Source organism: Geomonas sp. RF6, assembly GCF_021044625.1.
GTDB lineage: Bacteria > Desulfobacterota > Desulfuromonadia > Geobacterales > Geobacteraceae > RF6.
Map to the genome: position 1 here is coordinate 3,515,815 of NZ_CP087999.1, position 25,695 is coordinate 3,541,509.

The window sequence follows — 25,695 nt, forward strand, 5'->3', positions numbered from 1 at the left end:
TTTCCCCTCAAGTTTCTCCCCCTGCTGCCGAAATGTCCTCATGTGCTGGCGTGCCTCACCGTTTTCATTGGGGCGGGGGAATCGTTCCTCCGTCATCCGCGAGGGGGTGGCCGCACAAAAGCCGCGACTTCACCAGGAGGCGCGGCGTGCCGAGAGAATACCCGCATCTTCAGAGGGTTGGATGACCGTGTGGCCGAAAAATTTATCCCCTGCTCCCCGCCGAAAGGGGGAGCTGCCGGGGTTGCGCGTGGTGGGGAGCTTTCTTCTCTGCGCGCTTCTCCTCATGGGGCTTTTCGTGTCACGCGCCCCCGCCGAGGAGACCTCTGCCGCGTCCGCCCCCCAGGTCAAGGCAGCCTTCCTGTACAACTTCCTCAAGTTCACGGAATTTCCCGATGCCCCCGCCTCAGGGACGATCTGTCTCGGCGTCCTAGGGAAGGATACCTTCGGAGACGCCCTCGACGGTGTGCGGGGGAAGACCGCCCGCGGCCGCAAGGTGGTGATCGCGCGCTTCCGGCGGGTCGATGAGGTGAAAGAGTGCGATGTCCTCTTCATCTCGGAGTCGGAGAAGGGGCGCCTTCCCCACGTGCTGAGGGCGCTGCAGGGGACCCACACCCTCACCGTCGGGGACCAGGAGGGGTTTTGCGAGGCGGGGGGGATGATCAACCTGATCTCTTCCAGGAACAAGGTCGGCTTCGAGGTAAATGTCGGGGCGGCCAACCGTGCCAGGGTACGCATCAGCTCGCAGCTTCTGAAGCTCGCGCGCAGCGTCTTTGAATAGGGAAGGAAAGGAAATGACAGCTTTTTTCCGCAACCTCTCCATACGCCGCAAGCTCATGGGGATCATACTGGCAAGCAACTGCCTCGCGCTCACCGTGGTGGCGCTGGTCTTTGTGGCCAACGAGGCGCTGCACTTCCGCACCGGCGCCGGCGCGGAGCTCGCGGCGCTGGCGGAAATCCTCGGCAACAACACCTCCGCGGCGGTCGCCTTCAACGACCATAACGCGGCGGAGGAGACCCTTTCGGGACTGAGGGCAAAAGAGCACATCCGTGCCGCCTTCGTAATAGGGAAAGACGACGTGGTACTGGCGAAGTATCTCGCCAGGGGGGTAGCGACAGAGAAGCTCCCCTTCCTGCGGCCAGGCACCCCTCTCCAGCTCGACCGTGCCCGCCTGCAGCGGGTCATCGCCGAGGCGCACTCCCCCTGGGCGGTATGGCTCGACCTGTACGGCGTGAAGCCGATCATTCTGGACGGCCAGGAAATAGGGACCGTGGTGATCCAGTCGGAGAGCAAGCAGCTCGTCGACGACCTCTTCTGGTTCTTCGTCCTCGTCCTCGTGGTGATGGCAGGGGCGCTGGTTCTTCTGTACTTCGTCTCCGGCAGACTGCAGCGCATCATCTCCGAGCCGATCGTGCATCTCGCGCAGATCATGAAGGAGGTCTCCTCCGGGAAGAACTACGCGCTGCGCGCCAGGAGCGAGAGCGACAACGAGCTCGGTTCCCTCATCGAGGGGTTCAACGAGATGCTCGGGCAGATCCAGGCGCGCGACGAGAGGCTGGAGCGCTACCGGGAGGAGCTGGAGCAGACGGTGGGGCAGCGCACCGCGGAGCTCTCCGGCGCGAACCGGGAACTTTCCGACACGGTGGAGGAGCTGAAGCGCTCGAAGGAGGCTGCGGAGGCGGCGAGCCTCGCGAAAAGCCAGTTTCTCGCCAACATGAGCCACGAGATCCGCACCCCGATGAACGGGGTGCTGGGGATGGTGAGCCTCCTTTTGCACAGCGACCTCCGCCCCGAGCAGCGCCGCTACGCCACCTCGGTGCGAAACTCCGGCGAGGCGCTCCTCTCCATCATCAACGACATCCTCGACTTCTCCAAGATCGAGGCGGGTCGCATGGAGCTGGAGACGATACCGTTCGACCTGCAGACGGTCGTTGCGGAGGTCCTGGAGATGCTTGCGGAGAGCGCCCAGCGCAAGGGGCTGGAGCTCAGCTGCCTCGTCCCCGCCGGGGTGCCGCGCTACCTCCTCGGGGACCCGGTACGGCTGCGCCAGATCCTCATCAACCTGATCGGAAACGCCATAAAGTTCACCGCAGCGGGGGAGGTCGTTCTGGGGATCGAGGAGCTGCGCGGAGGGGAGGGGGAGGCCTTCCTCTCCTTCGAGGTGCGCGACACCGGGATCGGCATCACCCCAGAGGCGCAGGCGCGGATCTTCGAGAGTTTCTCCCAGGCCGACTACTCCACCACCCGCCGCTTCGGAGGGACGGGGCTCGGCCTCGCCATCGCGAAGCAGCTCTGCCAGCTCATGGGGGGGGACATCGGGGTCGCCAGCGTGCCGGGAAGGGGGTCGACCTTCCGCTTCACGGCGCGGCTGGAGCTCGACCAGAAGGCGGGGCGCTCCGACTCCGCGCCTGCCGATCTCGCCGGGGTGAAGATCCTCGTGGTGGACGACAACAGCACGAACCTGTGCATCCTGCACCACCAGGTGAGCTCCTTCGGCATGCGCTGCGACACCGCGCCGGACGCCGCGACCGCTCTCGTCATGCTCCGCGAGTGGTCGGCCCGGGACGGCTACCAGATGGCGCTTCTGGACATGCACATGCCGCAGATGAACGGCATCGAGCTGGCCCGCGCCATAAAATCGGATGCGAAGATCTCCGGGGTGCACCTGGTGATACTGACCTCCGCGGGTAACCCCGGGGAGATCGCGGAGGCGCTGGAGGCGGGGGCGCTGCACTGCCTCAGCAAGCCGGTGAGCCCCTCCAACCTCATCGAGTGCCTCACCAGCGCCCTTTCCTCCTCCTCCGCGTCCGCCGAAGGGGGGGCTCCCGCGCGACCGAGCGAGGAGACGATCTACGACGCGGACATTCTCGTCGCGGAGGACAACTTCGTAAACCGCGACGTCGCAAAGCACATGCTGGGGCTTCTGGGGTGCCGGGTGGCGCTCGCCGAGGACGGAGTGCAGGCGGTGGAGATGTGGGAGGGGGGAAGCTACCACCTGATCTTCATGGACTGCCAGATGCCGGAGATGGACGGGTTTGCCGCCACGGGCGCCATCCGGGAGCGGGAGGGTTCGAGGGAAGGGGGGCGCATCCCCGTCGTCGCCCTTACCGCCAACGCCATCTCCGGGGACCGGGAGCGCTGCCTCGCGGCGGGGATGGACGATTATTTGAGCAAGCCCTTCTCGCTCGACGAGCTGCGAAGCGTCCTGGCGCGCTGGCTCCCCCCCGGGGTGCAGGTCAGTGCTGCGGAGGCGGGGAGGCGCGCGCCCGCGGTCGGGAGCTCGGAGGGAAATGTCGCCGTTTTTGATCGGCAGGGGCTTCTGGAGAGGATCGGCGGGAGCGAGGAGTGCGTCGGGTTCCTGGTGCAGAAATTTGTGGAGAGTTCCACCGACATCCTCGCGGCGCTGCGGGGGCATGTGAAGAAGGGGGAGGAGGAAGGGGTACACCGCCAGGCGCACAGCCTGAAAGGGGCGGCCGCAAGCATCGCGGCGGAGGAGATGCGCCAGATCGCAGCGCGTCTCGAAGCGCTCACCAGGGAGGGGACTCTCCTTGGCGCCGATCTTTTGTACCTCCAGCTGGAACGGGCCTTCGCCACCTTCAAGGAGGAAGTCGGCGCCGCGGATCCGGTGTGATGTAGGTTTCCTGTGGGATGTAGGTAAATGTAGGCCGGCATAAGCGAAGCGTTGCCGGCATTAAGGTGGCTTATCCGGGAAGTGCGTGGAAGCCACTGTTGTGTCTGCGAATAAGCAGTACGCGAGGCTTTACGTTCCCCCCTTTGCGAAGGTTCGTCTGGGAATTCTGGGGAAGCTTGCATCGCTTTAATCCGCCGGCCCTGTGTGTCTTTAGCAGGTCAGGAGCTCAGGCGTCCCCTCCCTTTCAAGGGGAGGGACAGGGTGGGGATGGGGTAGAGTTGGCCGCGCCGACCCCATCCCCCTCCTGTCCTCCCCCTTGAAAGGGGAGGAACGCGCTGCCGGCGGCTTGCTCTGATTCATCTCCTCCACGCGAGGGCACCCGCGTTCTTTATAACGACCTTCCCCGGAATTCCCGGATGAACCTTCAAAATCCCAGGTAGCACACCTCTTCCTGCAGGAGCACCCCGGTCTTTTGCGCCACCTCATCCCTTATCAGCGCCGCCAGTTCCCGCACATCGCGAGCGGTGGCATTTCCGGTATTGATGATGTAGTTCGCGTGCTTCTCGCTCACCATCGCCCCGCCGACCCTCCTGTTGCGCAGCCCCGCCCGCTCGATGAACCACCCGGCGGGAATCCTGTTGTCACGGCAGTGCACCCGGCGCTCCCCCTCGAACGCCTCCACGAGGCTCCTCTCCGTCACGACCGGATTCATGAAGAAGGACCCGACGCTGAGCTCTGCCTGCAGGTTCCTTGCGAGGCGCTTCGCCAGCGTTTCCTCCACCTTCTCCGCTATCTCCTCCCGCGGCGCGCTGTGCAGGTCCAGGAGCGCCGAAACCACCACCAGCCGCTTCGTCTTCTTGAAGGTGCTGCTGCGGTAGTGAAAATCGCACTCCTCGCGCGTCAGGGGGATGAACTCCATCCGCTCCAGGTCGAGCGCCACCACCCCCCGCACAACTTCCCCGATCGCGGTGCCGTACGCCCCGGCGTTGCCGCGCACAGCTCCCCCCACGGTGCCGGGAATCCCGGCCAGCCGCTCCATCCCCCCCAGCCCCTCCTGCGTTGCGCACTGCACGAGACGCATAAGCTCCACCCCCGCGTCGACCTCTACAGACTCCCCGCGCAGCCGCATCCCGTCCAGGTTCATCTGGATCACCATCCCGGGGAAGCCGCTGTCGTTTACCAGGATGTTCGTACCGCCGCCGAGGATGTGGTAGGGGAGATCCTTCTGCAGGGCGAAGGTGATCGCCTGCCGCAGCTGGTCCTTCGTGGAGACGGCGCAGAAGAGCTTGGCCGCACCGCCGATGCGGAAAGAGGTGAAAGGGGCCAGTCTGACTTCCTTTTCCATGATGATCATGAGCGCCACGCCTGTTCCTTTACTTTCCCTCATAGTAGTATGTTACGCCAAAAAAAGCCGCTCCTCTTTGCTCGTCGCGCCTTCGAGAAGGTGCTTCCTTTTTTCTCATCTTTTTCCATTACCCACCGATACGCTCAACAAGAGTCGTGCCTATGAATCTGAAGGAGATATCTATGGTTTTCGTGAAGGGAAGCATAAAACAGCGCCTGCTGGCGATGGGGATCATTTCCGGGGCGTTTTATCTCTTCCTCGGCGGCCTGATCTTGTTGGGGCTGCAGCAGGCAGGGAAATCGGTCGACCTCCTTTACCAGGAGCATCTCCTGCGCGTGGAAAAGGTGAGCCGCATGAACGCGGCGCTGCGCGACACGAGGCTTGAGCTTCTTCTCGCCATGCGGCACGATCCGCGCCTGGGAACGGCGCACAGTCATCCGCTGAGCCTCCACACGACTCGCATAGCGGACCATCTCCAGGAGAGCGCTTCGCTCCTCAAGGAGTACGCCGCCGCCGGAGAAAAGAGCTCGGAGCGCAAAAAGCTCGAGGAGCAGTTCGGCGCGGCGCAGGAGCGGCTGGTGCGCGAAGGGGTGCTTCCTGCCGTTGCCGCCGTCGAGGCGGGCGATTTCGACAAGGCGGAGGGAATCGTTACCAAATCGGTCAATCCCCTCGCGGAGCAGGCCCTGAAGAGCGCGGACGACCTGGAGAAGGGGGAGGTTGCCCTGGCCAGAGGGCGCTACGAAGAGGCGAAAGAGAAATTCTCCGGCGGGCGCGTGGTCGCCTGGGGCGCGATCTTTCTTGCCATGTCCCTTGGCACCGCCATCAACCTCCTGGTCATAGGCTCCATCAGGCGCGGCTCGGCCGACCTGGTCCTCGCGACGACGCGTATGGCGGGGGGGGATCTGACTGCCGTTGCCACCAACACCAGTGACGACGAGCTCGGCCAGGTCGGGCGCTCTTTCAACGCCATGCGCGAGGCGATGGTGCGGCTGATCGGCGGGGTTACCAGCAGCGCCGAGCGGGTTATGGTCACCGCCGAGCAGGTGCACGCGACTTCCGAGCAGATGGCGACCGGGGCGGAGCAGGTTGCCTCGCGGCTCTCCACTGCCGCAACCTCCGGAGAAGAAATGGCATCCACCTCTGCCGGCATCGCCCAGAGCTGTCAGGTCGCCGCGGCAGGGGCGGACGTCGCCACCGACGCCGCCGCCTCCGGCGTGCAGGTGGTGAAGGGGACGATCGACATCATGGAGCGCATCGCCCGCCACGTCCAGACAGCGGCAGGGACGGTGGAGACGCTCGGCGACCGCTCCGACCAGATCGGCGCTATCATTGAAGTCATCGAGGACATCGCGGACCAGACGAACCTCCTCGCGCTCAATGCGGCCATCGAGGCGGCGCGGGCCGGGGAACAGGGGCGCGGCTTCGCAGTCGTTGCCGACGAGGTGCGGGCCCTGGCGGAGCGCACCACGAAGGCGACGAGGGAGATCGACGGGATGATACGGGCGATCCAGGCAGAGACGAAGGGGGCGGTGGCCGCCATGGAGCAGGGGGTGCAGGAGGTCCAGCAGGGTGGCGCAGAGGCCGCGGAGTCGGGGCAGGCGCTGCAGCGGATTCTGGGGGAGATCGACGCGGTGACTTCCCAGGTGAACCAGATCGCCATCGCCGCCGAGGAACAGACGGCGACGACCGCAGAGATCAGCGCGAGCCTGCAGCAGATCGCGGAGGTCGTCCACCTTACCGCCAGCGGGGCGCACGACTCCGCCACCGCGGCACGGCACCTCTCCTCCCTCGCCGACGAACTGCAGCACATGGTGCAGCAGTTCAAGCTCGCCTAGGAGGGAGGTCGTGCCCCCCCTCATCATAGGGCACAGGGGCGCCTCCCGGGACGCCCCCGAGAATACCGCCGCCGCCTTCAGGCTCGCCTTTCTGCAGGGGGCGGACGGAATAGAGGCCGATTTCCGCCTCACCCGCGACGGCACCATCGTCTGCCTCCATGACGAAAGGACCGGGCGCACCGCTGGGCGCGATCTGAAGGTCGCCGAGACGGAAGCGGAGGAAATCCGCTCCCTCGACGTCGGGAGATGGAAAGGGGAGTCCTTCAGGGGGGAGCGCATCCCCACCCTCGCAGAGACGCTGGAGATCGTCCCGGAGGGGAAGTCCCTCTTCCTGGAGATCAAGATAGGCCCCTCCATCATCGCGCCACTGAAGGCTCTTCTCTTCTCCTCCCGTTTCGATCCCGACCGGATCCGCTTCCTCTCCTTCGACAGTGAGGTCATCGCGGCTCTCAAGGAGGCGCTCCCCTCCTACCGGGCCTGCTGGCTCACCGACTACCGGTTTCGCGCCGGCTGGCGTCCGACCCCGGAAGAGGTCGTGGAGACGGCGCGCCGCTGCGGTGCCGACGGAATCGCCTCCCGCGCGAGGCCCCTCGTCGATTCCCGCTTCGTGGAGATGCTGCGCAAAAACGGCTTGGAGATCCACCTCTGGACGGTGGATAATCAGGGTGAGGCCCTCAGGCTGCACGCGCTTGGTGTCGATTCCATAATGACCAACCGCCCCGGGTACCTGCGCGGCATACTCCCCGGCGCTCCCCCAGCCTGACGGCTCGCCCCCTCCCGCCGGAGGGGGGAGGGTACGTCATGGATCGCTACGCCTACCTCGCCACCGGCCGACTCGCCACCCTCATGCAGGGGCTCACCAGGCTCCGCGTGCGCCTCCACAACCGCACCTTTATCCCCGGCGGCTCGGTAGTCTTCGTGGTGAACCGTTTCACGAGGCTGGAGACGCTCCTCGTGCCGTTCCATCTCTGCCGCCTCACCGGCAGTCCCGTCTGGTCCCTCGCGGACTCCTCCTTTTGCGCACCCCCCTTCGAAAACCTCCTTCTTCGCGCCGGAACCGTTTGCACCGCGAATCCGGACCGGGAGCGGCAGATGGTGAAGCCGCTCCTTGCCGGGCAGGCGAACTGGGTCACCTATCTCGACGAAAATGCCGGGCCTGGAAGTAGCGCAGAATCCCGCACCGGGAACCTCCTCCTGCATCCTGCGGCGCTCGCCGTGCGGACCGAATTTTACCGGCAGCGCCTCCTTCGCCTCTCCCGGAGCGCCCCTGACGAGGTTGCGAGGATCGCGGAACTCCTGCAGATGGAGCCGGTGGCTGCCGAGGGGAGAAAAATCTTTCTCGTGCCGGTCAATCTCTCCTGCTATCCGCTGCGGGCGCGGGACAAGGTGCTGGTCTTCCTTGCGGAACTCTTTTCCGAGGGAGCAGCGCCACGCACGGAGGAGATCCTCTCCGAGGGGACGATGCTCTTTTCCTCCGTCGACATCGACATGCGCTTCGGAGCGCCGCTGGAGGTGACGGACTTCCTTGCGCACCCCCTCATCCAGCGCGACATCCGCTCCCTTCTCCCCCTCGATTTCGACAGGAAGCTTTCCTCGCTCCCCCTCCTGCGGCAGGGGGTGAAGAGGCTCATGGACCTCTGCCTTGCGCGGCTCCACGCCGCTACCACCATCAATCACGACCACCTCTTCGCCTCGCTTCTCAGCGCCATCCCCTTGCGCAGCATAGGGGAAGAGGACTTTCGCCGCAGGATCTATCTCCTCGCCTCCTCGGTGAAGGAAAGGGGAGTGCCGTGCCACCGGACGCTGGAAAAGGACCAGGTGGCGCTCCTTACCGACGACCGCCATCACCGCTATCGTGATTTCCTGGAGGTGGCGGAGGAAAAGGGGGGGGTGACACAGATAGGGGAACGGCTGGTAAAGGGGGGGCACGATCCGGTTGGCGACCCGTTAAAACTCCTGGCGCATCAGGTGCGTCCGCTGCAGGTGCTGCAGCGGGAGGTGTGGAAAGTCGCCTGGATGCCGGAGTGGCTGGTGCGTCGGCGTGTTGTGGAGAGGGTGGAGCGGCAGGCACTTGCGGAATTCGACGAGGACTACAGCCGCTTCTCCCGGCCGAAGGAGAGGAAGGGGCGCGACATCGGGGCGCCGCTCCTTCTGAAGGGGCGCTCCCGCGACCTCGGGGTCGTCCTCGTGCACGGCTTCCTCGCTGCGCCGGCGGAAGTCGCCGAACTGGCGCGATACCTCCACTCGCAGGGACTCTGGGTCTACCTGGTGCGGCTGAAGGGGCACGGCACCGCGCCGGAGGACCTCGCCCTGCGCACCCGGAAGGACTGGATGGAGTCGGTGGACCGCGGCTATGCGCTCATGAAAGGGATCTGCCGCGCAGTCGTTCTGGGAGGCTTCTCCTTCGGAGGGGGGATCGCGCTAGACTGCGCCAGTCGTGTCAGGGGCGTGGCGGGGGTGTTCGCGGTCTGCCCGCCTCACCGGCTCATGGACATCTCCTCCCGCTTCGTCCCCGCCATGGCCGTGTGGAACCGGGTCATGCACTTTCTGAAGCTGCGGGGGGTGAAGATGGAGTACGCCCAGATCGTCCCGGAGCGGCCGCAGATAAACTACCACCGCCTGCCGATCCGCGCGGTCTGGGAGCTGGAGCTTTTCATGAGGCAACTGGAGCGAAAGCTTGCAGCGATCTCCGTTCCCGCCCTCGTGGTGCAGGCGGACTTCGACCCGGTTGTCGATCCGCGCGGCTCGCGGCGCCTCTTCGAGATGCTGGGGAGTGGCGAGAAGAAGTACCGCATCTTTCCCCGCAGGCGCCACGGGATCCTCGCAGGGGAGGGGGCGGAGGAGGTGCATGCCGCGATAGCGGAGTTCGTCCGAAACCTGGCTGCCTCGGGACGGGAGGGGCGGGTCGTCGATCCGCGTGTGGCGCTGGTCGGGAAGATGTTCACAATCGCCTGCAAATCTGCTACAAGGGGGATATGGTTGCGCTCTCAGAGATAGCGGCGAGAAGTTCCTGGATCTTCGACCTCGACGGCACACTGACCGTCGCCGTGCACGATTTCGCCGCCATCCGCCGCGCGCTGGAGATCCCCGCCGGTGCGGACATACTCGGGCACCTCGGCTCCCTCTGCGAGGAGGAGTCGGCAAGCCGCTACCGGCAGCTCGAATTGATGGAAGAGGAGCTTTGCGTGCAGACGATGGCCGCCACCGGCGCGCTGTCGCTCTTTCAGCTACTCAGGCGGCGCGGGGTGCGCCTAGGGGTGGTAACCCGCAACACCAGAAGAAACGCCTTGCGCACTCTCGAGCACATAGGGCTTGGCGCCTATTTCCATGCCGGCGACATCCTCGGGCGGGAGGAGGCGCTGGCGAAGCCGCACCCGGATGGAATTTTCAGGCTTGCCAGCCGCTGGGGGGTCGCTGCGAGCGAGACGGTGATGGTCGGGGACTACCGCTTCGATCTCGAGGCGGGACGGGCTGCCGGGGCGGCAACGGTACATGTGGATGTAAGCGGCGCCTTTCCGTGGCCCGAACTGACCGACGTAGCGGTCGGTTCGCTCGGGGAGCTGGCGCTGCTGATAGGATGAGAGACGAGGAAGGGAAAGGAGAGGTAAGGTGACAGAGGTTTGAGAGGTTCAGATACGGCCAAAGACGCCGGCACGGGTATGACGCCGATTCCTGCCGAGGCGGCCATGATCGTGGCTCATTACGGCGTCGCGGTGGAAGTCGCCTTCCCCGGGGGGGAGCGCCGCACCGTCCGGGTAAAGCGCAACTCCGGGCATGTAGTGGGGGATTACGTCACCGTCTCCGGCGAAACGCTGGAGCGGCTCCCCAGAAGGACCGAACTCAGACGGCGCGACGCCCGCGGCTCCGTTCGGCTTGTGGCCGCGAACCTCGACACACTGGGGGTGGTCCTTGCTCCCGCCTCTCCCACCGGTTTCGCCGACCGTGCCATTATCGCGGCGCGGGCGGCGGATCTTGCCCCCTTCCTCGTGGTGAACAAGTGCGATCTCCCCGAGTCGCGGCAGCTTGCCGCCATGATGCGCGATACGTACGGCTCCAGCACGGAGATCTTTTCCGTCAGCGCGGTGCGCGGCGACGGCCTCGATGACCTGCACGCCTTTCTGGCCCAGGGGCACCGCGGCGCGTTCGTGGGGAGCACGGGGGTAGGGAAGAGCTCCCTTTTGAACGCGCTCATCCCGGACATCGATCTGAAGGTCGGCGCTCTGAGCGAATACCACGGCATGGGGCGCCACACCACGACGGTTTCCACCCTGCACCAGGTACCGGGGGGGGGGGAGCTGGTGGATACTCCGGGATTCCGGGAGTTTGGACTCGTGGAGATCTTTCCGGAGGATGTGGTGGCGCACTTCCCGGGGTTCGAGGATCTGGAGGAGGGGGCCTGCCGTTTCCACAACTGCCGGCACCGCCGCGAGCCGGGGTGCGCGGTCATGGCACTGGTGGAAGAGGGTGCCCTGAGCGCGGAGCGATACGAGAGGTATCTGGAGATCCTTCAGGAGGCTGAGGCGGAAGAGCAGAGCGCCCAGCGGCGCGCCTGGAAGAACCCGACCTGATGAAATGAGGGGGTTACCCCGTGGAGGATCTGTGGCACAGCCGTGGAAGGTACTGGACAAAATTGAGACGGACGAGGGGATACTGGAGCTCAGGCAGCGCGCCGAGGGGGACTTTCTCATCACGGTAGGAAACCTCGTCCTTATGAACAGCCTCGCCCACCGCTCCGAGGTCGCTCTCGGTGCCCTCGCCTGCGCGGGATTGATGGAGCGCCCGGCACCGCGGGTGCTGGTCGGGGGGCTGGGGATGGGGTACACCCTGAAGGCGGTGCTGGACAATCTCCCCGCCGACGCCGAGGTCGTCGTCGCCGAGCTGAACCCGGTGGTGCTCAAGTGGTGTCAGGGGCCCCTCGCTTCCCTCACCGGGAGCGCCGTCACCGACCCCCGGGTCACCGTGGAGATAGCGAACGTGGCGGACGTGATAAAGAGGTCAGCCAAAGGCGGCGCCACCTTCGACGCCATCGTCCTCGACCTGTACAAGGGGCCGCACGCGAAGACCCTCCCCTCCGACCCGCTCTACGGGGCAGGCGCCATAGACCGGGCCCGCGCCGCATTGAAGCCGGGAGGCGCATTCGCGATCTGGGGAGAGAATTACGACGAAGGGTTCGCCCGGCGCCTCTCCGCAGCCGGTTTTTCAGTCACCTCGGAGCGTCCGGGGCGCGGTGGCCTGCGCCACGTCGTCTTTCTGGCGCGACTGCCCCAGGGGAAAAGTCTGGCGAAAGGGAAGGGGCGCTAGGGGGCGCCCGCACTCGCGCCTGAACGCGCGGCACTAGATCCTCCATCCAGTGCTACCACCGCTTTCTTGCTGCTGCACTTTTTGCTCGTTCCCAAGCTCCGGCCTGGGAGCGCACTTGCCCGCGAGGGTGCGCCTCGCCACGCCCGCCTTTTATCCCTGCCGCTGACGCGGATGCAAAGCTGGAGCTTTGTGCGTTCCCAAGGTGACCTCGGGAACGAGTGAGAGATGCACCTTGGAAACCGGCTCTGCCAGGAACCCGGCACCTCCTGCTTCACGCACCACCTGTCCCCGTCGCTCCCGCACTCTCTCCAAAGAACACTCACCCTCATAGATCCGCCTTGCCCCCCGGACCGCCGCCGTCACGCCCCGCCTGCTATGCAATTCCGGTGACAATCGCCCTCCCAGACGTTGCAATCTCGGCCACTTCCGATATTTTTATAGAAATTTCTAACGTTTTCGCCGTTCAGGAGATGGCGTTATGGCTGACAAAAAAGAGGTGACAGCAGATACCCTTACCTTCCAGGAAATCTGTCGCCACGACCACCTCTCCCTCTTTTTCCACGAGGAGGAGGAAACCGTGGCACCGGTGACCGAGTTCATCCAGGGGGGGCTGGCACTGGGGGAGCGCTGCGTAGGGATGAACCTGCGCCCCGAGCTGCAGCACCTCCTCGTCAGCGGGACGACGAGCCCGAAGCAGCGCGCCGCGGTCATCATGCTCTCGAAGGAGGAATCGTTCCTGCGCGGCGGCGCCTTCCACGGAGAAAAGATGCTCCGTTTCCTCGGCTCCCTGTGCCTCACCAACGGCACCGAGGGGTTCAAAGGAACGCGGCTGATCTGCGACATGGGGTGGGTCGTGCGGGAAGAGGTGGGGCACGGCCGGTTGACCGAGTTCGAGGCGCATCTGAACTACCTGGCGGCGGACCACGAGCTCACCATCATGTGTCTGTACGACCGCGCCCTTTTCCCTCCGGAGCTTTTGCTGGAGATCGCAAAGATTCACTCCCACCTGCACCTAGGGGGAAAAGTCTGCCGCAACAGCTTCTTCATCGCGCCGGACCGCTATCTCGTCCCGACCCGCCGCAGCAGCGAACTGGAAATCTTTCTCAACTCGGTCGAGCAGGCGGCAGGGCTCATGAACGAGCAGGAGAAGCTGCGCCGGGATCTGGAGCAGGCCCACGCGACTCTGGCCCAGAAAATTTGCGAGGTATGGAGGGAGGAGGACGCCCTGCGCCGCAGCGAACTGCAGCTTCACGAGAAAAATGAAGCGCTGCAGGATTACAAGAGGCGCATCCAGACGATCCTGCAGCACATCCCTCTCATGCTAGGAGCATTCGACAGCAAGAACCGTCTCGTGGCCTGCAACCACGAGTACGAGCTCGTCACCGGTTTCCGGGCGGAAGAGGTCATGGGGAAGCGCATCGTGGAACTCCTGCTGCTGGATGGAGCCGCCCGCGACGAGATGCTCGCGGCCCACCCGTCGGACGGGGGGAACTACAGGGACAGGGAGTGGCCCATCGCCTGCAAGGACGGGTCGCTGCGGCAGGTATCGTGGTCGAATATCTCGAGCTTCGTGCGGATTCCCGGCTGGAACAATTGGATCGTGGGGCTCGACATAACGGACCGGGTGCAGGCGGAAAACACCGTCAAGGTGCTGAACGACCAGTTGAGGGTACAGGGGGGGGGCCCGTTGGGATTCGGTGTGGACCCCCTCTCGGAGGCGGGCTCCCCCCGCCAGCCGGCACCGTGACAAGCGGGACCGGATGCCGCAGAAGAAAGGTGCGGCAGGCCCGGAACAGGCGCTTTAGACGTGGTCGTAAAGGAGCCTTTATGGCCGAGATGCTGAAAGAGAAGACGGCGCCCGAGGAGGGGAAATACTTGGATCTGGAAAAGGAGCTGACAGACAACATACTGAACGCGCCGCACGCGGACCTGAAGACGGCGGTACACACCTCCCTCGAGTCGATCCGCAACATGCTCGGCGAGGAGCACGACAGCGCCGAGGTGAACGTGCTGACGCAGCAGATCGAGCGCCTGCTCACGGAGCAGACGGAGAGGCTGGAATCGATAAACCGGGATCTGGAGGCATTCAACTACTCGGTCGCCCACGACCTCTGCGCCCCGTTGCGGCGTATCTCCGGCTTCACCCGCGCCCTGCAGGAGCACTACGCCGACAGGCTCGACCTGGAAGGGATGGATTATCTGGAGAGGATCTTCAAGTCGTCGCAGCAGATGAACGAGCTCATCGACGCGCTCCTGCAGCTTTCGCAGCTTTCGCACCTCAATATAAAGAGGGAGCTCGTCGACCTGAGCGAGATCGCCACCGCCACCGCCATCGAGCTCCGGCAGGGGACGCCGGAAAGGGCGGTGGAGTTCGTCATTCAGCCACGGGTGCGCACCTTCGGCGACCGGCACCTCCTGGAGATAGCCATGAAGAACCTCTTCAGGAATGCCTGGAAGTTCACCCGCATGAGGGACACCTCCCACATAGAGTTCGGAACCACCACCGCCAGCGACGAGAGGACCTGCTTTGTGCGCGACAACGGCATAGGATTCGACATGTCCAACGCGGAACGTATGTTTCACGCCTTCCAGCGGCTGCACAACAGCTCTGAGTTCCCCGGCAACGGGATCGGCCTCACCACGGTGCAGCGGATCATTCTGCGCCACGGCGGGCGGATCTGGGCGGAAGGGGAGCCGGGGAAGGGCGCCACCTTCTACTTCACCCTGCAGACCTGCATCACCTGACCTCACCCGCTTCAGCGCGTATCACCACGCCGCCGCCGGCACGGCCACCGTCCGGCGGCGGTGCACTTTCACCTTCTGGATCGTGGACCTCATGGACCGGTCATGGAGGGGCTGATGCCCAAGGACTCCCCTTCTCTGCACAGCGCCATTCTTGCCGCCGCTTTCTGCGTGGCACTCCTTCTCCCCGTCGCGCTTCCCGCCGCGGGGGGGGAGGGTGCCGGTGCTGCAAGGGCGTGCGTGGCGACCGGGTCGGGCGTCTGGCCTCTCCCCCCCGGGGACCTCACGATCCTCTCGGAGATTTGCCTCGGCGGGGCCGCCTGCTGTCTCGTCACCGCCGGGATCTTCAGCGGAGTGCGCCGGCGCAGAGAAAGGGAGGTCACCGCCCGGCTCACGGAGAAGAACCGGGCGCTGGTCCTGGAACTCGGACGGCAGTGCCTCGCGGAGAAGGAACTGGAGGAATCCCGCTCCTTCCTGCAGGGGATACTGGATGCCCTCGCGGAGCCGGTGGTGGTGATCGGCTTTGACCACCAGGTCGTGGCGCTGAACCGCGCTGCCCGCAGCTTCAGATCGGACATGGGGGAAGGGGGGGGGTACTGCTTCCGGGTGCTGCACGGCCTTGACCGCCCCTGCCCGACTCACGCCGGCCGCTCTTTCTGCGGCCTGGAGGCGCTCGGGGAATCGCTGGAGGCGTGCACCGTGACGGGGGACCATGAGTGGGTGGCGCCGGACGGGAAGAGGAAGTGGTGCCAGGTTAGCGCCACCATCTTCAGCGCCGGCGACGGTTCCCGCCGCTTTATCCTGGAGTCGCTTCACGACATCACCAAGATGAAGGAAGCGGAAGAGAGCGTGCGCCTCCTGGCCGACTTCGACCCCCTGACGGGGCTCCCGAACCGTCGGCTCTTCAACGACCGTCTCACCCTCGCGCTGGTGCAGGCGCACCGGCGCAAGGAGAAGGTGGCGCTCCTCTTTCTCGATCTCGACCGCTTCAAAGTGATAAACGACACCCTCGGGCACTCCATCGGGGACCTCCTGCTGCAGGAGGTCGCCAGGCGGCTGCGGCAGTGCTGCAGGCGTGAGGAGGACACCATCGCGCGGCAGGGGGGGGACGAGTTCGTGGTGATCCTGACGGAAATTTCGGACGTCGCTGCCGCGGCAAAGATCGCCCAGGAAGTGGTGGAAGCGTTCAAGGAGCCGTTTTACCTGGCGGGGCACGAGCTTTTCGCGAGCACCTCCATAGGGATCAGCATCTACCCGGACGACGGCGACAATGCCGACCGGCTGGTGAGAAACGCGGACACCGCGCTGTACTTCGCAAAGGAGCACGGCAAAAACGGCTACAAGATCTACAATCCGGAGCTGAACAAGAAGGCAATGGAGCGGCTGACCCTTGAAAACAGCATCCGGCGGGCGCTGAGGGAGCAGGAATTCGTCCTTTACTACCAGCCGAAGGTAAACGTGAAGACCTCCCGCATCGTGTGCCTGGAGGCGCTGATCCGCTGGAACCACCCGGAGTTCGGGCTCCTCCTCCCTGCCGAGTTTATCCAGACGGCCGAGGAGACCGGCTCCATCATTCCTCTGGGGGAGTGGGTGCTGCGCACCGCCTGCACCCAGAACAGGAAGTGGCAGCTCGCGGGGCTTTCCCCGGTACGGGTGGCGGTGAACCTCTCGGAGCGGCAGTTCACGAGGCCCGATGTCGTTGACTCCGTGGTGGAGGCTCTGGCGCAGTCCGGCCTCGAAGGGAGGTGGCTCGACCTGGAAATCTCGCTGGAGCTCCTCATGCGCAGCGGCGAGGAGAGCCTGGAGACACTGAGGCGGCTGACGGGGCTGGGAGTGCAGATCTCGGTGGCCAATATCGGGAAGGGGTACAGCTCCCTGAGCTGCCTGAGGCGCCTGCCGGTGCACACCCTGAAGATCGACCGCTCCTGCGTCGGGGAGATCGAGAACGATCCCGAGTTTGCCTCCGCCTTCGTGCATCTGGCGCGGAGCATCGACCTGGAAGTCATCCACGAAGGGGTTGAGACGATGGAGCAGCTGGCATTCTTCCGCTCCATCGCCTGCGACGAGATGCAGGGAAACCTCTTCTGCCGTCCCCTTCCTCCCGAAGAGGTGGCGGAGATCCTCAACCGGAGCAGCATCGGCGCTATCGGGAAAGGCGCCCCCCTTCCTTCAGCGGCGCAACACGCCGGCGTTTTCCTTTCCGCAGAGTAACTGAGGCGATCACCTTCTCTTCCTCTTTACCCATCCTGCTAACACCCCGAGTCCTGCCACAACTCAGCATCGTCACCATCGGGTGCCATCGTACAGAAGCTTATAATTCAAGACCTGACCCCGGGGTCAGGTCTTGAATTATAAGGTTTCATCCCAGTGAAAGCGCGCGACCCTGATACGCTTCTCCCATCGCGATGGAAAATACCGTGTACGGTACCGGAGGCGGGTTCGCTTGACCTTTCCGCGGGAATACTATAGGCTCGAATTGCTCGATCCCCTAATCCCTAATGAGCGTACATCTGGAGGTTTGATTCATGTGCATCGATTGCGGTTGCGCCACCCCGGTGGACCACCATCACGATCATGACCACGACGGCCACCACCATGCCCACGGTGACCACCACCACGATCACCATCACGACGGACACCACCACGACGGACACCACCACGGCCACGACGGTGACCACGACCACGACCACGATCACCACCATCACCACCACGATGGCGACCATCACCATCACCACCACGGTGAAGGGGAGACACGCCGCCCGGAGGCGCAGGTCACCCGGAAGGTGGTGGTGCAGACCGATATCCTTTCCAAAAACAACGCCATTGCCGAGGAAAACCGCCTTCTCTTCAAGGAGAAGGGGCTCTTCGTGCTCAACCTGGTAAGCTCCCCCGGTTCAGGAAAGACCACGATCCTCGAGCGGACCCTGAAGGATCTCGGCTCGACCTGCCGCGCCGCGGTCATCGAAGGGGACCAGCAGACCGACAACGACGCGCAGCGGATCGCCGCCACCGGCGTTCCGGTAAAGCAGATCAACACCGGCGCAGGATGCCACCTGGACGCCCACATGGTGCTCCACGCGGCCGCCCACTTCAACCTCTCCGACCTCGACCTCCTCCTCATCGAGAACGTCGGGAACCTGGTGTGCCCCGCCTCCTTCGATCTTGGCGAGCACCACAAGGTGGTGGTTTTGAGCGTCACCGAGGGGGAGGACAAGCCGCTGAAGTATCCCCAGATGTTCCACGCCGCGACGATCATGCTCCTCAACAAGGTGGACCTCCTGCCGCACCTCGACTTCGACGTGGAGCGGTGCAAGGAGATGGCCCGCCGCGTCTCCCCGGGGATCACCATCTTCGAGCTCTCCAGCCGCACCGGTGAGGGGATGGACGCCTGGTACTCCTGGCTGCAGGAAGGGGTGCGGAAGGCGAAGGGGGCGTAGCCCCGTCCGATGGAGATCCCCAGCCGCAGCCGCATCAGCATGGAGATCGACGGGATCGTCCAGGGGGTGGGCTTCCGCCCCTTCGTGTACCGCCTCGCCGCGAGGCATTCCCTCTCCGGGTGGGTGAAAAACCTGGGGAGCGCGGTTCTCCTGGAGGTGGAAGGGGAGGGTCGCGCCGTGGAGCTTTTCCGCGACGCCATCGTCGCCGAAGCCCCCCCCCTTGCCGTCATCGGGAAGGTCGTGGTGGAGCAGAAATCCCTCTGCGGCGGGGAAGGTTTCCACATTCTCGAGAGCGGCAGGGGGGAGCCCGGAGGTGGGGTCTCGCCGGACTGCGACGTCTGCGCCGACTGCCTCTCCGAGCTCTTTGACCCCGCCGACCGACGCTATCTCTACCCCTTCATCAACTGCACAAACTGCGGGCCGCGCTACTCCATCATCGATGCCATACCGTACGACCGTCCCGCGACCACGATGGCGGCCTTCCCCATGTGTCCGGCGTGCCTGCAGGAGTACCACGATCCCGGGAACCGCCGCTTCCACGCCCAGCCGAACGCCTGCCCGGTCTGCGGCCCATCCCTCGCGCTCTTCTCTGCCGACGGCGCCAACCTCCCCGGCGACCCCCTGCAGGAGACGGTCGCCGCCCTGAAGGAGGGGCGCATTGTTGCGCTGAAAGGAATAGGCGGCTACCATCTCGCCGTCGATCCGCTCAATGAAGGCGCGGTGCGCAGACTGAGGGAGAGGAAAAAGCGGGACGAGAAGCCGTTTGCGGTCATGTTCCCCGATCTCGCTTCCGTGCGGCGCCACGCCGAGTGCCCGGAGAAGGAGGGGCGGCTCCTGCAGGGGGTGGAGCGCCCGATCGTCCTTCTGAAGAAGCTCCCGCTGCAGGAGATCTCGGAGCTCGTGGCGCCGGGGAACCGCTGGCTCGGGGTCATGCTGCCGGGGACCCCTCTGCACCACCTCCTCCTGCGCCTTTTTGGCGGACCGCTGGTGATGACGAGCGGGAACCTCTCGGATGAGCCGATCGCCTACCGTGAGGAGGATGCCTTCCGCACCCTTTCGGGGATTGCCGATCTTTTCCTCACCCACAACAGGGAGATCCGCACGCGCACCGACGACTCCGTCCTGCGCCTCTTTGCGGGGGAGCCCCTCTTTCTCAGGCGCTCCCGCGGCTACGTGCCGCGGGCGGTACTTCTCCCGGCGCATCAGCCGGCTGTACTGGCCGTCGGGGGGGAGCTGAAAGGGACCCTTTGCCTCACCCGCGACAGCCGGGCCTTCATGAGCCAGCACATCGGCGACCTGAAAAATGCGGCGACCGCCGCCTCCCTTGAGGAGACAGCTTCGCACCTCTGCCGCCTCCTGGAGATAGAGCCGGAGGTCGTGGCCCACGACCTGCACCCGGACTACCTCTCTACCCTCTACGCAGAAAAGATCGAACTGCCGCGGGTCGCCGTGCAGCACCACCACGCGCATCTTGCCTCCTGCATGGCGGAGAACGGCCTGGAGGGGGAGGTCCTCGGGGTGATCCTGGACGGGACCGGGTACGGCACGGACGGCACGATCTGGGGGGGGGAATTCCTCCTCGGGGGATACCGGCGCTTCGAGCGACGCGGGCACTTCTCCCCCCTGCGCATGCCCGGGGGGGACGCCGCGGTGAAGGAGCCGTACCGGATGGCGCTCTCGGCGCTCTACTCGGTGCACGGCGACAGGCTTTTCGAGGTGAGCCACCCCCTTCTTTGCGCGATCCCGGATGGTGACCGCCCCATATTCCTGAAGATGCTGCAGCGCGGCATCAACTCCCCCCTTACCTCCAGCTGCGGCCGCCTCTTCGACGCCGTCTCCGCCCTTCTCGGGGTGCGCGGCACCGTAAGCTACGAGGGGCAGGCGGCAATCGAGCTGGAGGCGCTGGCGGAGCGGGGGGAGGCGGACGAGCCGTATCCCTTTCTGATGGTGAACGGGGAGCGCCACGTCCTCGACTTCTCCCCTGCGATGGCGGCGATCTGCGGCGATCTCGCCGCCGGGAGGGAAGCGCGCCATATCGCCCGCGCGTTCCACCGCACGGTCGCTGCGGCGATCCTGGAGACGTGCCGCGCCATCCGGGAGGAGAGCGGCGTGGAGCGGGTCGTCCTCTCCGGCGGGGTCTTCCAGAACCGTCTCCTCACCGAGGACGTCTTTCTCCTCCTCGCCGCGGCACGATTCGACACCTATCGCCACCGGCTTGTCCCCCCCAACGACGGCGGGCTCGCCCTCGGGCAGACGGTGATAGCGGGGAGATCGTTCCAGGGGGAGTAACTTCATTCCGTACCGACTCGACGATTCGCCCAAGGGCGAAGGGGGTGCAATGAACTATCTTGATCAGTTTCGCGACCGGGACCTGGTGCTGGGGCTCTCCCGGCGCATCGCCGCTCTCACAGAGGGGGTGGAGAGGGAGCTCACCTTCATGGAGGTGTGCGGCACCCATACCATGGCGATCTACCAGTACGGCATCCGTTCCCTCCTCCCGCCGCAGGTGCGCCTTATCTCGGGGCCCGGCTGCCCCGTCTGCGTTACCGCCAACCCGTACCTCGACAGGGCGGTGGCGCTGAGCCGTCTCCCGGACGTCACCATCACCACCTTCGGCGACATGCTGAGGGTCCCCGGCTCCTCCTCGTCCCTCATGGAGGAGCGCGCCCGGGGGGCGGACGTTCGGATCGTCTACTCCCCGCTCGACGCGGTGCAGTACGCAGCGAAGAACCCGCAGCGCCGCGTCGTCTTCCTGGGGGTCGGCTTCGAGACCACAGCGCCGATCATCGCCGGGAGCATCCAGGCGGCAGAGTCGATGGGGCTCACGAACTTCTTCGTCCTCGCCTCGCACAAGACGATCCCGATCCCGATGGAGATCCTCTCCTCCGACCCGGAGCTCTCGGTGCACGGCTTCATCTGCCCCGCCCATGTCAGCGCCATCATCGGTGCGGACGCGTACCGCTTCCTCAGCGAAAGGCACGGGATCCCGTGCGTGGTGACGGGGTTCGAGCCGGCAGACATCCTCCAGGGGGTGGAGATGCTCACCCGCCAGGTCCTGGCGGGGGAGAGCCGGGTGGAGATCCAATACAAGAGGGTGGTGAGCGCAGAGGGGAACTTGCGGGCACAGAAGGTTCTTGCCGAGGTCTTCACCCCCTGCGACGCCCAGTGGCGCGGCATCGGCCTCATCCCCGGGAGCGGGCTGAAGATCGCGGAGCGCTACGCCTCGTTCGACGCAGAGCTTGCGATCCCGGTCACCGTCGAGGAGACGCGCGAGCACCCCGGGTGCCTGTGCGGGGAGATCCTCAAGGGGAAGCGATCCCCGTTTGACTGCCCCCTCTTCGGAACGGTGTGCACCCCGGAGGACCCCGCCGGCGCCTGCATGGTCTCCTCCGAGGGGAATTGCGCCGCCGCTTACAAGTACGGCACCTGACAAACCACCCGCCGTGCGGCAGATGCGGCGCGGCACCCTGTTCCGTCACGGCGGCCCGGGGAAAAGGAGCACCTGTGGATACCGATATCATCTTGTTGGGGCACGGCAGCGGGGGGAAGCTCTCCCACCAGCTGCTGGACGAAGTGGTCGTGAAGACCCTCTCCGGTACTCCCCCGGCAGGGCAGAACGATGCGGCGCTGGTGGAGGTCGGCGGCGGACGCCTCGCCTTCACCACCGACTCCTACGTCGTCGACCCGATCTTTTTCCCCGGGGGGAACATAGGGGACCTTGCGGTAAACGGCACTGTCAACGACCTCGCCATGATGGGGGCGCGCCCCCTCTACCTGAGCGTCGGGCTGATCCTGGAGGAAGGGTTCAGCAAGGGGGAACTCTCCGTCATCCTCACCTCCATGAGGAGCGCGGCGGACGCCGCCGGGGTGAAGATAGTGACCGGCGACACGAAGGTCGTGCCGCGGGGGAAGGGGGACCGCATCTTCATCAACACCTCCGGGATCGGCGTGGTCGAGCACGGGTTGCGCATCGACGGCGCCGCTGCGGCGGTCGGTGACAAGGTCCTCGTAAACGGCACGATCGGGGACCACGGCATGGCGGTCTTGTGCGCGCGCGAAGGGCTCTCCATCGAGAGCGACGTCGCCAGCGACTCGGCGGCACTGAACGGCCTGGTGCAGGAGCTTCTGGCACTCGGCGGCGCGCTGCACGTACTGCGCGACCCCACAAGGGGAGGGGTTGCGACGACGCTGAAGGAGATTGCGGTGCAGTCGGGGGTGACCGTCTCGCTTAAGGAGGGGGAGCTCCCGGTGCGGCGCGGGGTGAAGGGGGTGTGCGCCCTCCTCGGGCTCGATCCGCTGTATGTGGCGAACGAGGGAAAACTCCTCGCGCTCGTCGCCCCTGAGGCGGCGGAGCGGGCGCTGGAGATCATGCGCCGTCACCCGCTCGGTGCCGAGGCCGCTGTCATCGGTGAGGTCACCGCGGTTTCCGCGGGAAAAGTACAGATGGAGACCGCAGTCGGTGGGGTGAGGGGGGTGGAGATGCTTGCAGGGGAGCAGTTGCCGCGAATCTGCTGAGGCCGGGTCTGACGCCTTCTGGCGTCACCCGATCTTTCCGTTCTCGTCTCTTTCAGGGGCTCTTCAGGTTTTTTTTCGGGAATAGGATGCTCTACGGATGACCCGGAGCTGTGTACGGGTCATCCCCCTGGTGCGCCGGTGTACCACCGGGCCGGGACCGGGGTAGGGTGCGGCTAGTCGAGGAGGGTCTTTTCAAACTGCAGTCCCATACCCTTCTCCGTGGTGCGGACGACCCTCGCCTTCAGATCACAGAGTACCTGCGGCGTGAGGGTGTGGTAGATGGTGACCGCCACGTTGTCGCCGATATCCATACGCCGCGGCGACTTCACAAACACCCCCTTCATGCTCAGATTTTCTACTTCGCCTTCGAGTACCTGCCCGTCCTGCGTGATGTTCGCGCGAGCGTGCAGCGCCAGCCTTGCAAAATTCCGCTTTTCCCTAAACATGTGCGCCTCCTCGTCGGCAGTTGCCTGCGATAACAAACCGTAATAGCTCATTGGTATTCCTTTATTAGTCTATTATACAGAGTCTCCCTTTGCAAGGCGGGGGGAAAGAAGAGAAGCAGGAGAAGTGGCGCCGGGAGCGGTTGCGGCAGGAGTCTACCGTGCTATTATACAGCTGTTTCTGAAAGCTTGTAGACACGGAGGGCTCCATGGCCGACGGGTGCGGCATCGTACAGCGGGGGGTGTCGGTCTTCACGCCGGCGCAGCATACCTACTACAACTTCGCCATCGCCGAGGGGAGGGGGACCGAGGTCATCTCCACTGACGGAAAGCGCTACCTCGACTTCTCCTCCGGGCTCGCGGTGCTGAACCTCGGGCACAACCATCCGGCAGTCGTCGCAGCAGCGCGGGCGCAGCTGGAGCGCTTCGTGCACACCGGAGGGATCTACTACAACGAGTCGACGGTCCAGGCGGCGGAAGAGCTCCTGCAGGTCACTCCCCCCGGGCTGGACATGCTCTTCTTCTCCAACTCCGGCGCAGAGGCGGTGGAGGGAGCACTGAAACTGGCGCGCTACACCAGCCGGCGCCAGGGGATCATCTCCTTCACCAGCGCCTTTCACGGCAGGACCTTCGGCGCCGTCTCCGTCACCAGCAGCAGCGCCGCCTACCGCGCCCACTACCACCCGCTTCTCCCCTCCGTGTACCAGGTCCCGTATCCGACCTGCTTCTCCTGCCCCTGCGGCGAAAGCTCCCATGAGTGCGGCACCCGCTGCCTCGATGCGCTGGTGCGCCTCTTCGAGCACCAGATCCCCCCGGAGGAGGTGGCGGCAATCATCATCGAGCCCTTCCTCGGAGAAGGGGGGTACCACCCGGCTCCACCCCTCTTTCTGAAGGGATTGCGGGACATCTGCGACCAGTACGGGATCTATCTCATCTTCGACGAGGTGCAGTCGGGGATCGGGAGGACGGGGCGCTGGTTCGCCGGCGAGCATGCGGGAGTCGTTCCGGACATCATGACGGTGGGGAAGGCGATCGCCTCCGGCTTTCCCCTCTCCTCGGTGATCTCCTCGAAAGGGGTCATGGACCGTTGGGAGCACGGCTGCCACGGCACGACCTTCGGGGGGAACCCGGTGTCGTGCGCGGCGGCGGTGGCGACGTTGCACGCCGTGAGGGACGAGGGGCTCCTTGAGCGCGCGCGGCAGAGCGGGACCCGGGTGCAGCTTGCGCTGCAGGCGCTCGCCGCGGAGCACCCGGAGATCGGGGACGTGAGGGGGCACGGGGTGATGATCGGGGTGGAGTTTGTGGACGGGGAGGGGAAGCCGAACACGGAGCGGTGCTGCCAGGTGCTGGAGAGCGCCTTCCGCAAGGGGGTAATCCTTATCCCGTGCGGGCTGCGCAAGAACGTGGTGCGCTTCATCCCCCCGATGAACGTGAAGGACGCCGAGCTGGACGAGGCGCTGGAGGTATTCTCACAGGCTCTGAAAGAGCACAGCTAGCCGTTATCCTTCCTGGGCCGCCGGCGTCTCCGGCGCCCTGCTCATGCGCTGCATGATCTCGAAGGCCCTCTTCACCCTCGATACCACCCGCACCGTCATGACCGGCTTCGCGATGAAGTCGTGGAAACCGGACTTCAGGGCCCGGTGCTCCTCCTCCGGGGATGCCTTCGAGGTGAGGAGGATCATGGGGATCTCCTGCGTTGCCGGGTTCGCCTTTATGGCGCGCATGAGGGCGAAGCCGTCCATGCGCGGCATGACCGCATCGCAGATGATCAGGTTCGGGATGGTGGAAAACGCGAGCTTCAGCCCTTCCACCCCGTCGCTGGCGGTGATGACGTGGTACCCCTCCTTTTTCAGCGCGCTCTCGATGATGGCGGTCACGGAAGGGGAGTCGTCCACCACGAGGACGGTCTGCGCCTTCTCCTGAGCAGCGGCCACTCCCTTCAGGTAGTGCTTCCTTATTGCGGCAAGGATCTCGTTTCTGGTGGCAAGAACCGGGACTATCTTCAGCGCCGTCTTCTTCGCCAGGAAATCTATGGTGTCGACGTCAAAGGGGTCGTTTACGGCGAGAGCGAGCACTCCTCCCTGTTTTTTGAGCGGGAAGACGAGCTTTTGGACCGCCATGTCCTCCGGGACGAGGTCGAGGAGCGTGTGCGGGAAGGAGTGCGCGGCGATGTCGGTCACGGTCTTCAGGTCGAACTGCCGGGCGATGGCCTGCATGAGCTCCTCCTGGGTGATCACCCCCATCTCCTCGAAGATGATCCCGAGCCTTTTCCCGGTCCCCTGCTGCCTCTTCAGTGCCCGCTCCAGCGTCTTCACCGTAATGATTCCCGCCTCGACCAGGAGCTCGCCGACATGCTTTTTCATGATATAGCTTCCCTCGTTCCTGTAATTAGGAATCTTTCACTGCTTTACAAATATACAGATTCGGCATCAAATATCAAAAGAAAAT

General features: G+C 65.0%; 19 protein-coding genes. 16 read left to right on the top strand and 3 right to left on the bottom strand.

The window, feature by feature from the left end:
* Positions 1–247 precede the first annotated feature (247 nt).
* Both LPW11_RS15125 and LPW11_RS15130 read left to right on the top strand, forming a co-directional pair.
* Positions 248–778, top strand: coding sequence for a YfiR family protein (locus LPW11_RS15125; protein ID WP_230994711.1), 531 nt, complete (start codon positions 248–250; stop codon positions 776–778).
* 13 nt (positions 779–791) lie between these two features.
* Positions 792–3,629, top strand: a complete 2,838-nt coding sequence (locus LPW11_RS15130) for a response regulator (protein WP_230994712.1) — start codon at positions 792–794, stop codon at positions 3,627–3,629.
* Positions 3,630–4,053: 424 nt separating this feature from the next.
* Here the strand turns inward: LPW11_RS15130 and murB are convergent, their stop codons facing one another.
* Positions 4,054–4,983: a UDP-N-acetylmuramate dehydrogenase gene (gene murB / locus LPW11_RS15135; RefSeq protein ID WP_230998301.1), complete on the bottom strand. Its 930-nt coding sequence runs from the start codon at positions 4,981–4,983 to the stop codon at positions 4,054–4,056.
* Positions 4,984–5,156: 173 nt separating this feature from the next.
* On the opposite strand from murB, the gene LPW11_RS15140 reads away from it, so the two are divergent.
* The 13 genes from LPW11_RS15140 (at position 5,157) to hypE (ending at position 22,804) form a co-directional block, all read left to right on the top strand.
* A complete protein-coding gene (locus LPW11_RS15140) occupies positions 5,157–6,809 on the top strand; it encodes a methyl-accepting chemotaxis protein (protein ID WP_230994713.1) in 1,653 nt (550 codons plus the stop codon).
* Between the two features lie 10 nt (positions 6,810–6,819).
* Complete coding sequence (locus LPW11_RS15145) at positions 6,820–7,572, top strand: glycerophosphodiester phosphodiesterase (protein ID WP_230994714.1); 753 nt, start codon at positions 6,820–6,822, stop codon at positions 7,570–7,572.
* A 38-nt stretch (positions 7,573–7,610) separates the two neighbouring features.
* Positions 7,611–9,806: an alpha/beta hydrolase gene (locus tag LPW11_RS15150; RefSeq protein WP_230994715.1), complete on the top strand. Its 2,196-nt coding sequence runs from the start codon at positions 7,611–7,613 to the stop codon at positions 9,804–9,806.
* Positions 9,785–10,390: an HAD family hydrolase gene (locus LPW11_RS15155; protein ID WP_230994716.1), complete on the top strand. Its 606-nt coding sequence runs from the start codon at positions 9,785–9,787 to the stop codon at positions 10,388–10,390. The genes LPW11_RS15150 and LPW11_RS15155 overlap by 22 nt, the downstream gene beginning before the upstream one ends.
* 39 nt (positions 10,391–10,429) lie before the next feature.
* Positions 10,430–11,377 (top strand): ribosome small subunit-dependent GTPase A, encoded by a 948-nt coding sequence (gene rsgA, locus LPW11_RS15160; protein WP_230994717.1) that lies wholly within the window; start codon positions 10,430–10,432, stop codon positions 11,375–11,377.
* A gap of 31 nt (positions 11,378–11,408) precedes the next feature.
* Positions 11,409–12,110, top strand: a complete 702-nt coding sequence (locus LPW11_RS15165) for a spermidine synthase (protein ID WP_230994718.1) — start codon at positions 11,409–11,411, stop codon at positions 12,108–12,110.
* Positions 12,111–12,588: 478 nt separating this feature from the next.
* A complete protein-coding gene (locus LPW11_RS15170; RefSeq protein WP_230994719.1) occupies positions 12,589–13,857 on the top strand; it encodes an MEDS domain-containing protein in 1,269 nt (422 codons plus the stop codon).
* Positions 13,858–13,937: 80 nt separating this feature from the next.
* Positions 13,938–14,855, top strand: a complete 918-nt coding sequence (locus LPW11_RS15175; protein WP_230994720.1) for a sensor histidine kinase — start codon at positions 13,938–13,940, stop codon at positions 14,853–14,855.
* A gap of 114 nt (positions 14,856–14,969) precedes the next feature.
* Complete coding sequence (locus tag LPW11_RS15180; protein ID WP_230994721.1) at positions 14,970–17,063, top strand: putative bifunctional diguanylate cyclase/phosphodiesterase; 2,094 nt, start codon at positions 14,970–14,972, stop codon at positions 17,061–17,063.
* A 314-nt stretch (positions 17,064–17,377) separates the two neighbouring features.
* Positions 17,378–18,289 carry a hydrogenase nickel incorporation protein HypB gene (gene hypB / locus LPW11_RS15185; protein WP_230994722.1) on the top strand — a complete coding sequence of 304 codons (912 nt, stop codon included), beginning with the start codon at positions 17,378–17,380 and terminating at the stop codon, positions 18,287–18,289.
* A 9-nt stretch (positions 18,290–18,298) separates the two neighbouring features.
* A complete protein-coding gene (gene hypF / locus LPW11_RS15190; protein WP_230994723.1) occupies positions 18,299–20,578 on the top strand; it encodes a carbamoyltransferase HypF in 2,280 nt (759 codons plus the stop codon).
* Positions 20,579–20,627: 49 nt separating this feature from the next.
* Positions 20,628–21,719, top strand: a complete 1,092-nt coding sequence (gene hypD, locus LPW11_RS15195) for a hydrogenase formation protein HypD (RefSeq protein WP_230994724.1) — start codon at positions 20,628–20,630, stop codon at positions 21,717–21,719.
* Between the two features lie 74 nt (positions 21,720–21,793).
* A complete protein-coding gene (gene hypE, locus LPW11_RS15200; protein WP_230994725.1) occupies positions 21,794–22,804 on the top strand; it encodes a hydrogenase expression/formation protein HypE in 1,011 nt (336 codons plus the stop codon).
* A gap of 173 nt (positions 22,805–22,977) precedes the next feature.
* On the opposite strand, the gene LPW11_RS15205 is transcribed toward hypE, so the two are convergent.
* Positions 22,978–23,250 carry a PilZ domain-containing protein gene (locus tag LPW11_RS15205; protein ID WP_230994726.1) on the bottom strand — a complete coding sequence of 91 codons (273 nt, stop codon included), beginning with the start codon at positions 23,248–23,250 and terminating at the stop codon, positions 22,978–22,980.
* A gap of 206 nt (positions 23,251–23,456) precedes the next feature.
* Here LPW11_RS15205 and LPW11_RS15210 point away from each other — a divergent pair, with 206 nt between their 5' ends.
* Positions 23,457–24,743, top strand: a complete 1,287-nt coding sequence (locus LPW11_RS15210) for an aspartate aminotransferase family protein (protein ID WP_230994727.1) — start codon at positions 23,457–23,459, stop codon at positions 24,741–24,743.
* A gap of 3 nt (positions 24,744–24,746) precedes the next feature.
* On the opposite strand, the gene LPW11_RS15215 is transcribed toward LPW11_RS15210, so the two are convergent.
* Positions 24,747–25,610 (bottom strand): response regulator, encoded by an 864-nt coding sequence (locus LPW11_RS15215; protein ID WP_230994728.1) that lies wholly within the window; start codon positions 25,608–25,610, stop codon positions 24,747–24,749.
* Positions 25,611–25,695 lie beyond the last annotated feature (85 nt).

What these genes read in the sequence shown, in the direction of transcription:
- LPW11_RS15215 (WP_230994728.1), bottom strand. Translation starts at nt 25,610, where the DNA reads ATGAAAAAGCATGTCGGCGAGCTCCTGGTCGAGGCGGGAATCATTACG.
- LPW11_RS15210 (WP_230994727.1), top strand. Translation starts at nt 23,457, where the DNA reads ATGGCCGACGGGTGCGGCATCGTACAGCGGGGGGTGTCGGTCTTCACG.
- LPW11_RS15155 (WP_230994716.1), top strand. Translation starts at nt 9,785, where the DNA reads ATGGTTGCGCTCTCAGAGATAGCGGCGAGAAGTTCCTGGATCTTCGAC.
- murB (WP_230998301.1), bottom strand. Translation starts at nt 4,983, where the DNA reads ATGATCATCATGGAAAAGGAAGTCAGACTGGCCCCTTTCACCTCTTTC.
- LPW11_RS15130 (WP_230994712.1), top strand. Translation starts at nt 792, where the DNA reads ATGACAGCTTTTTTCCGCAACCTCTCCATACGCCGCAAGCTCATGGGG.
- hypB (WP_230994722.1), top strand. Translation starts at nt 17,378, where the DNA reads ATGTGCATCGATTGCGGTTGCGCCACCCCGGTGGACCACCATCACGAT.
- LPW11_RS15150 (WP_230994715.1), top strand. Translation starts at nt 7,611, where the DNA reads ATGGATCGCTACGCCTACCTCGCCACCGGCCGACTCGCCACCCTCATG.
- LPW11_RS15205 (WP_230994726.1), bottom strand. Translation starts at nt 23,250, where the DNA reads ATGTTTAGGGAAAAGCGGAATTTTGCAAGGCTGGCGCTGCACGCTCGC.
- LPW11_RS15180 (WP_230994721.1), top strand. Translation starts at nt 14,970, where the DNA reads ATGCCCAAGGACTCCCCTTCTCTGCACAGCGCCATTCTTGCCGCCGCT.
- LPW11_RS15140 (WP_230994713.1), top strand. Translation starts at nt 5,157, where the DNA reads ATGGTTTTCGTGAAGGGAAGCATAAAACAGCGCCTGCTGGCGATGGGG.
- LPW11_RS15175 (WP_230994720.1), top strand. Translation starts at nt 13,938, where the DNA reads ATGGCCGAGATGCTGAAAGAGAAGACGGCGCCCGAGGAGGGGAAATAC.
- hypD (WP_230994724.1), top strand. Translation starts at nt 20,628, where the DNA reads ATGAACTATCTTGATCAGTTTCGCGACCGGGACCTGGTGCTGGGGCTC.
- LPW11_RS15170 (WP_230994719.1), top strand. Translation starts at nt 12,589, where the DNA reads ATGGCTGACAAAAAAGAGGTGACAGCAGATACCCTTACCTTCCAGGAA.
- hypF (WP_230994723.1), top strand. Translation starts at nt 18,299, where the DNA reads ATGGAGATCCCCAGCCGCAGCCGCATCAGCATGGAGATCGACGGGATC.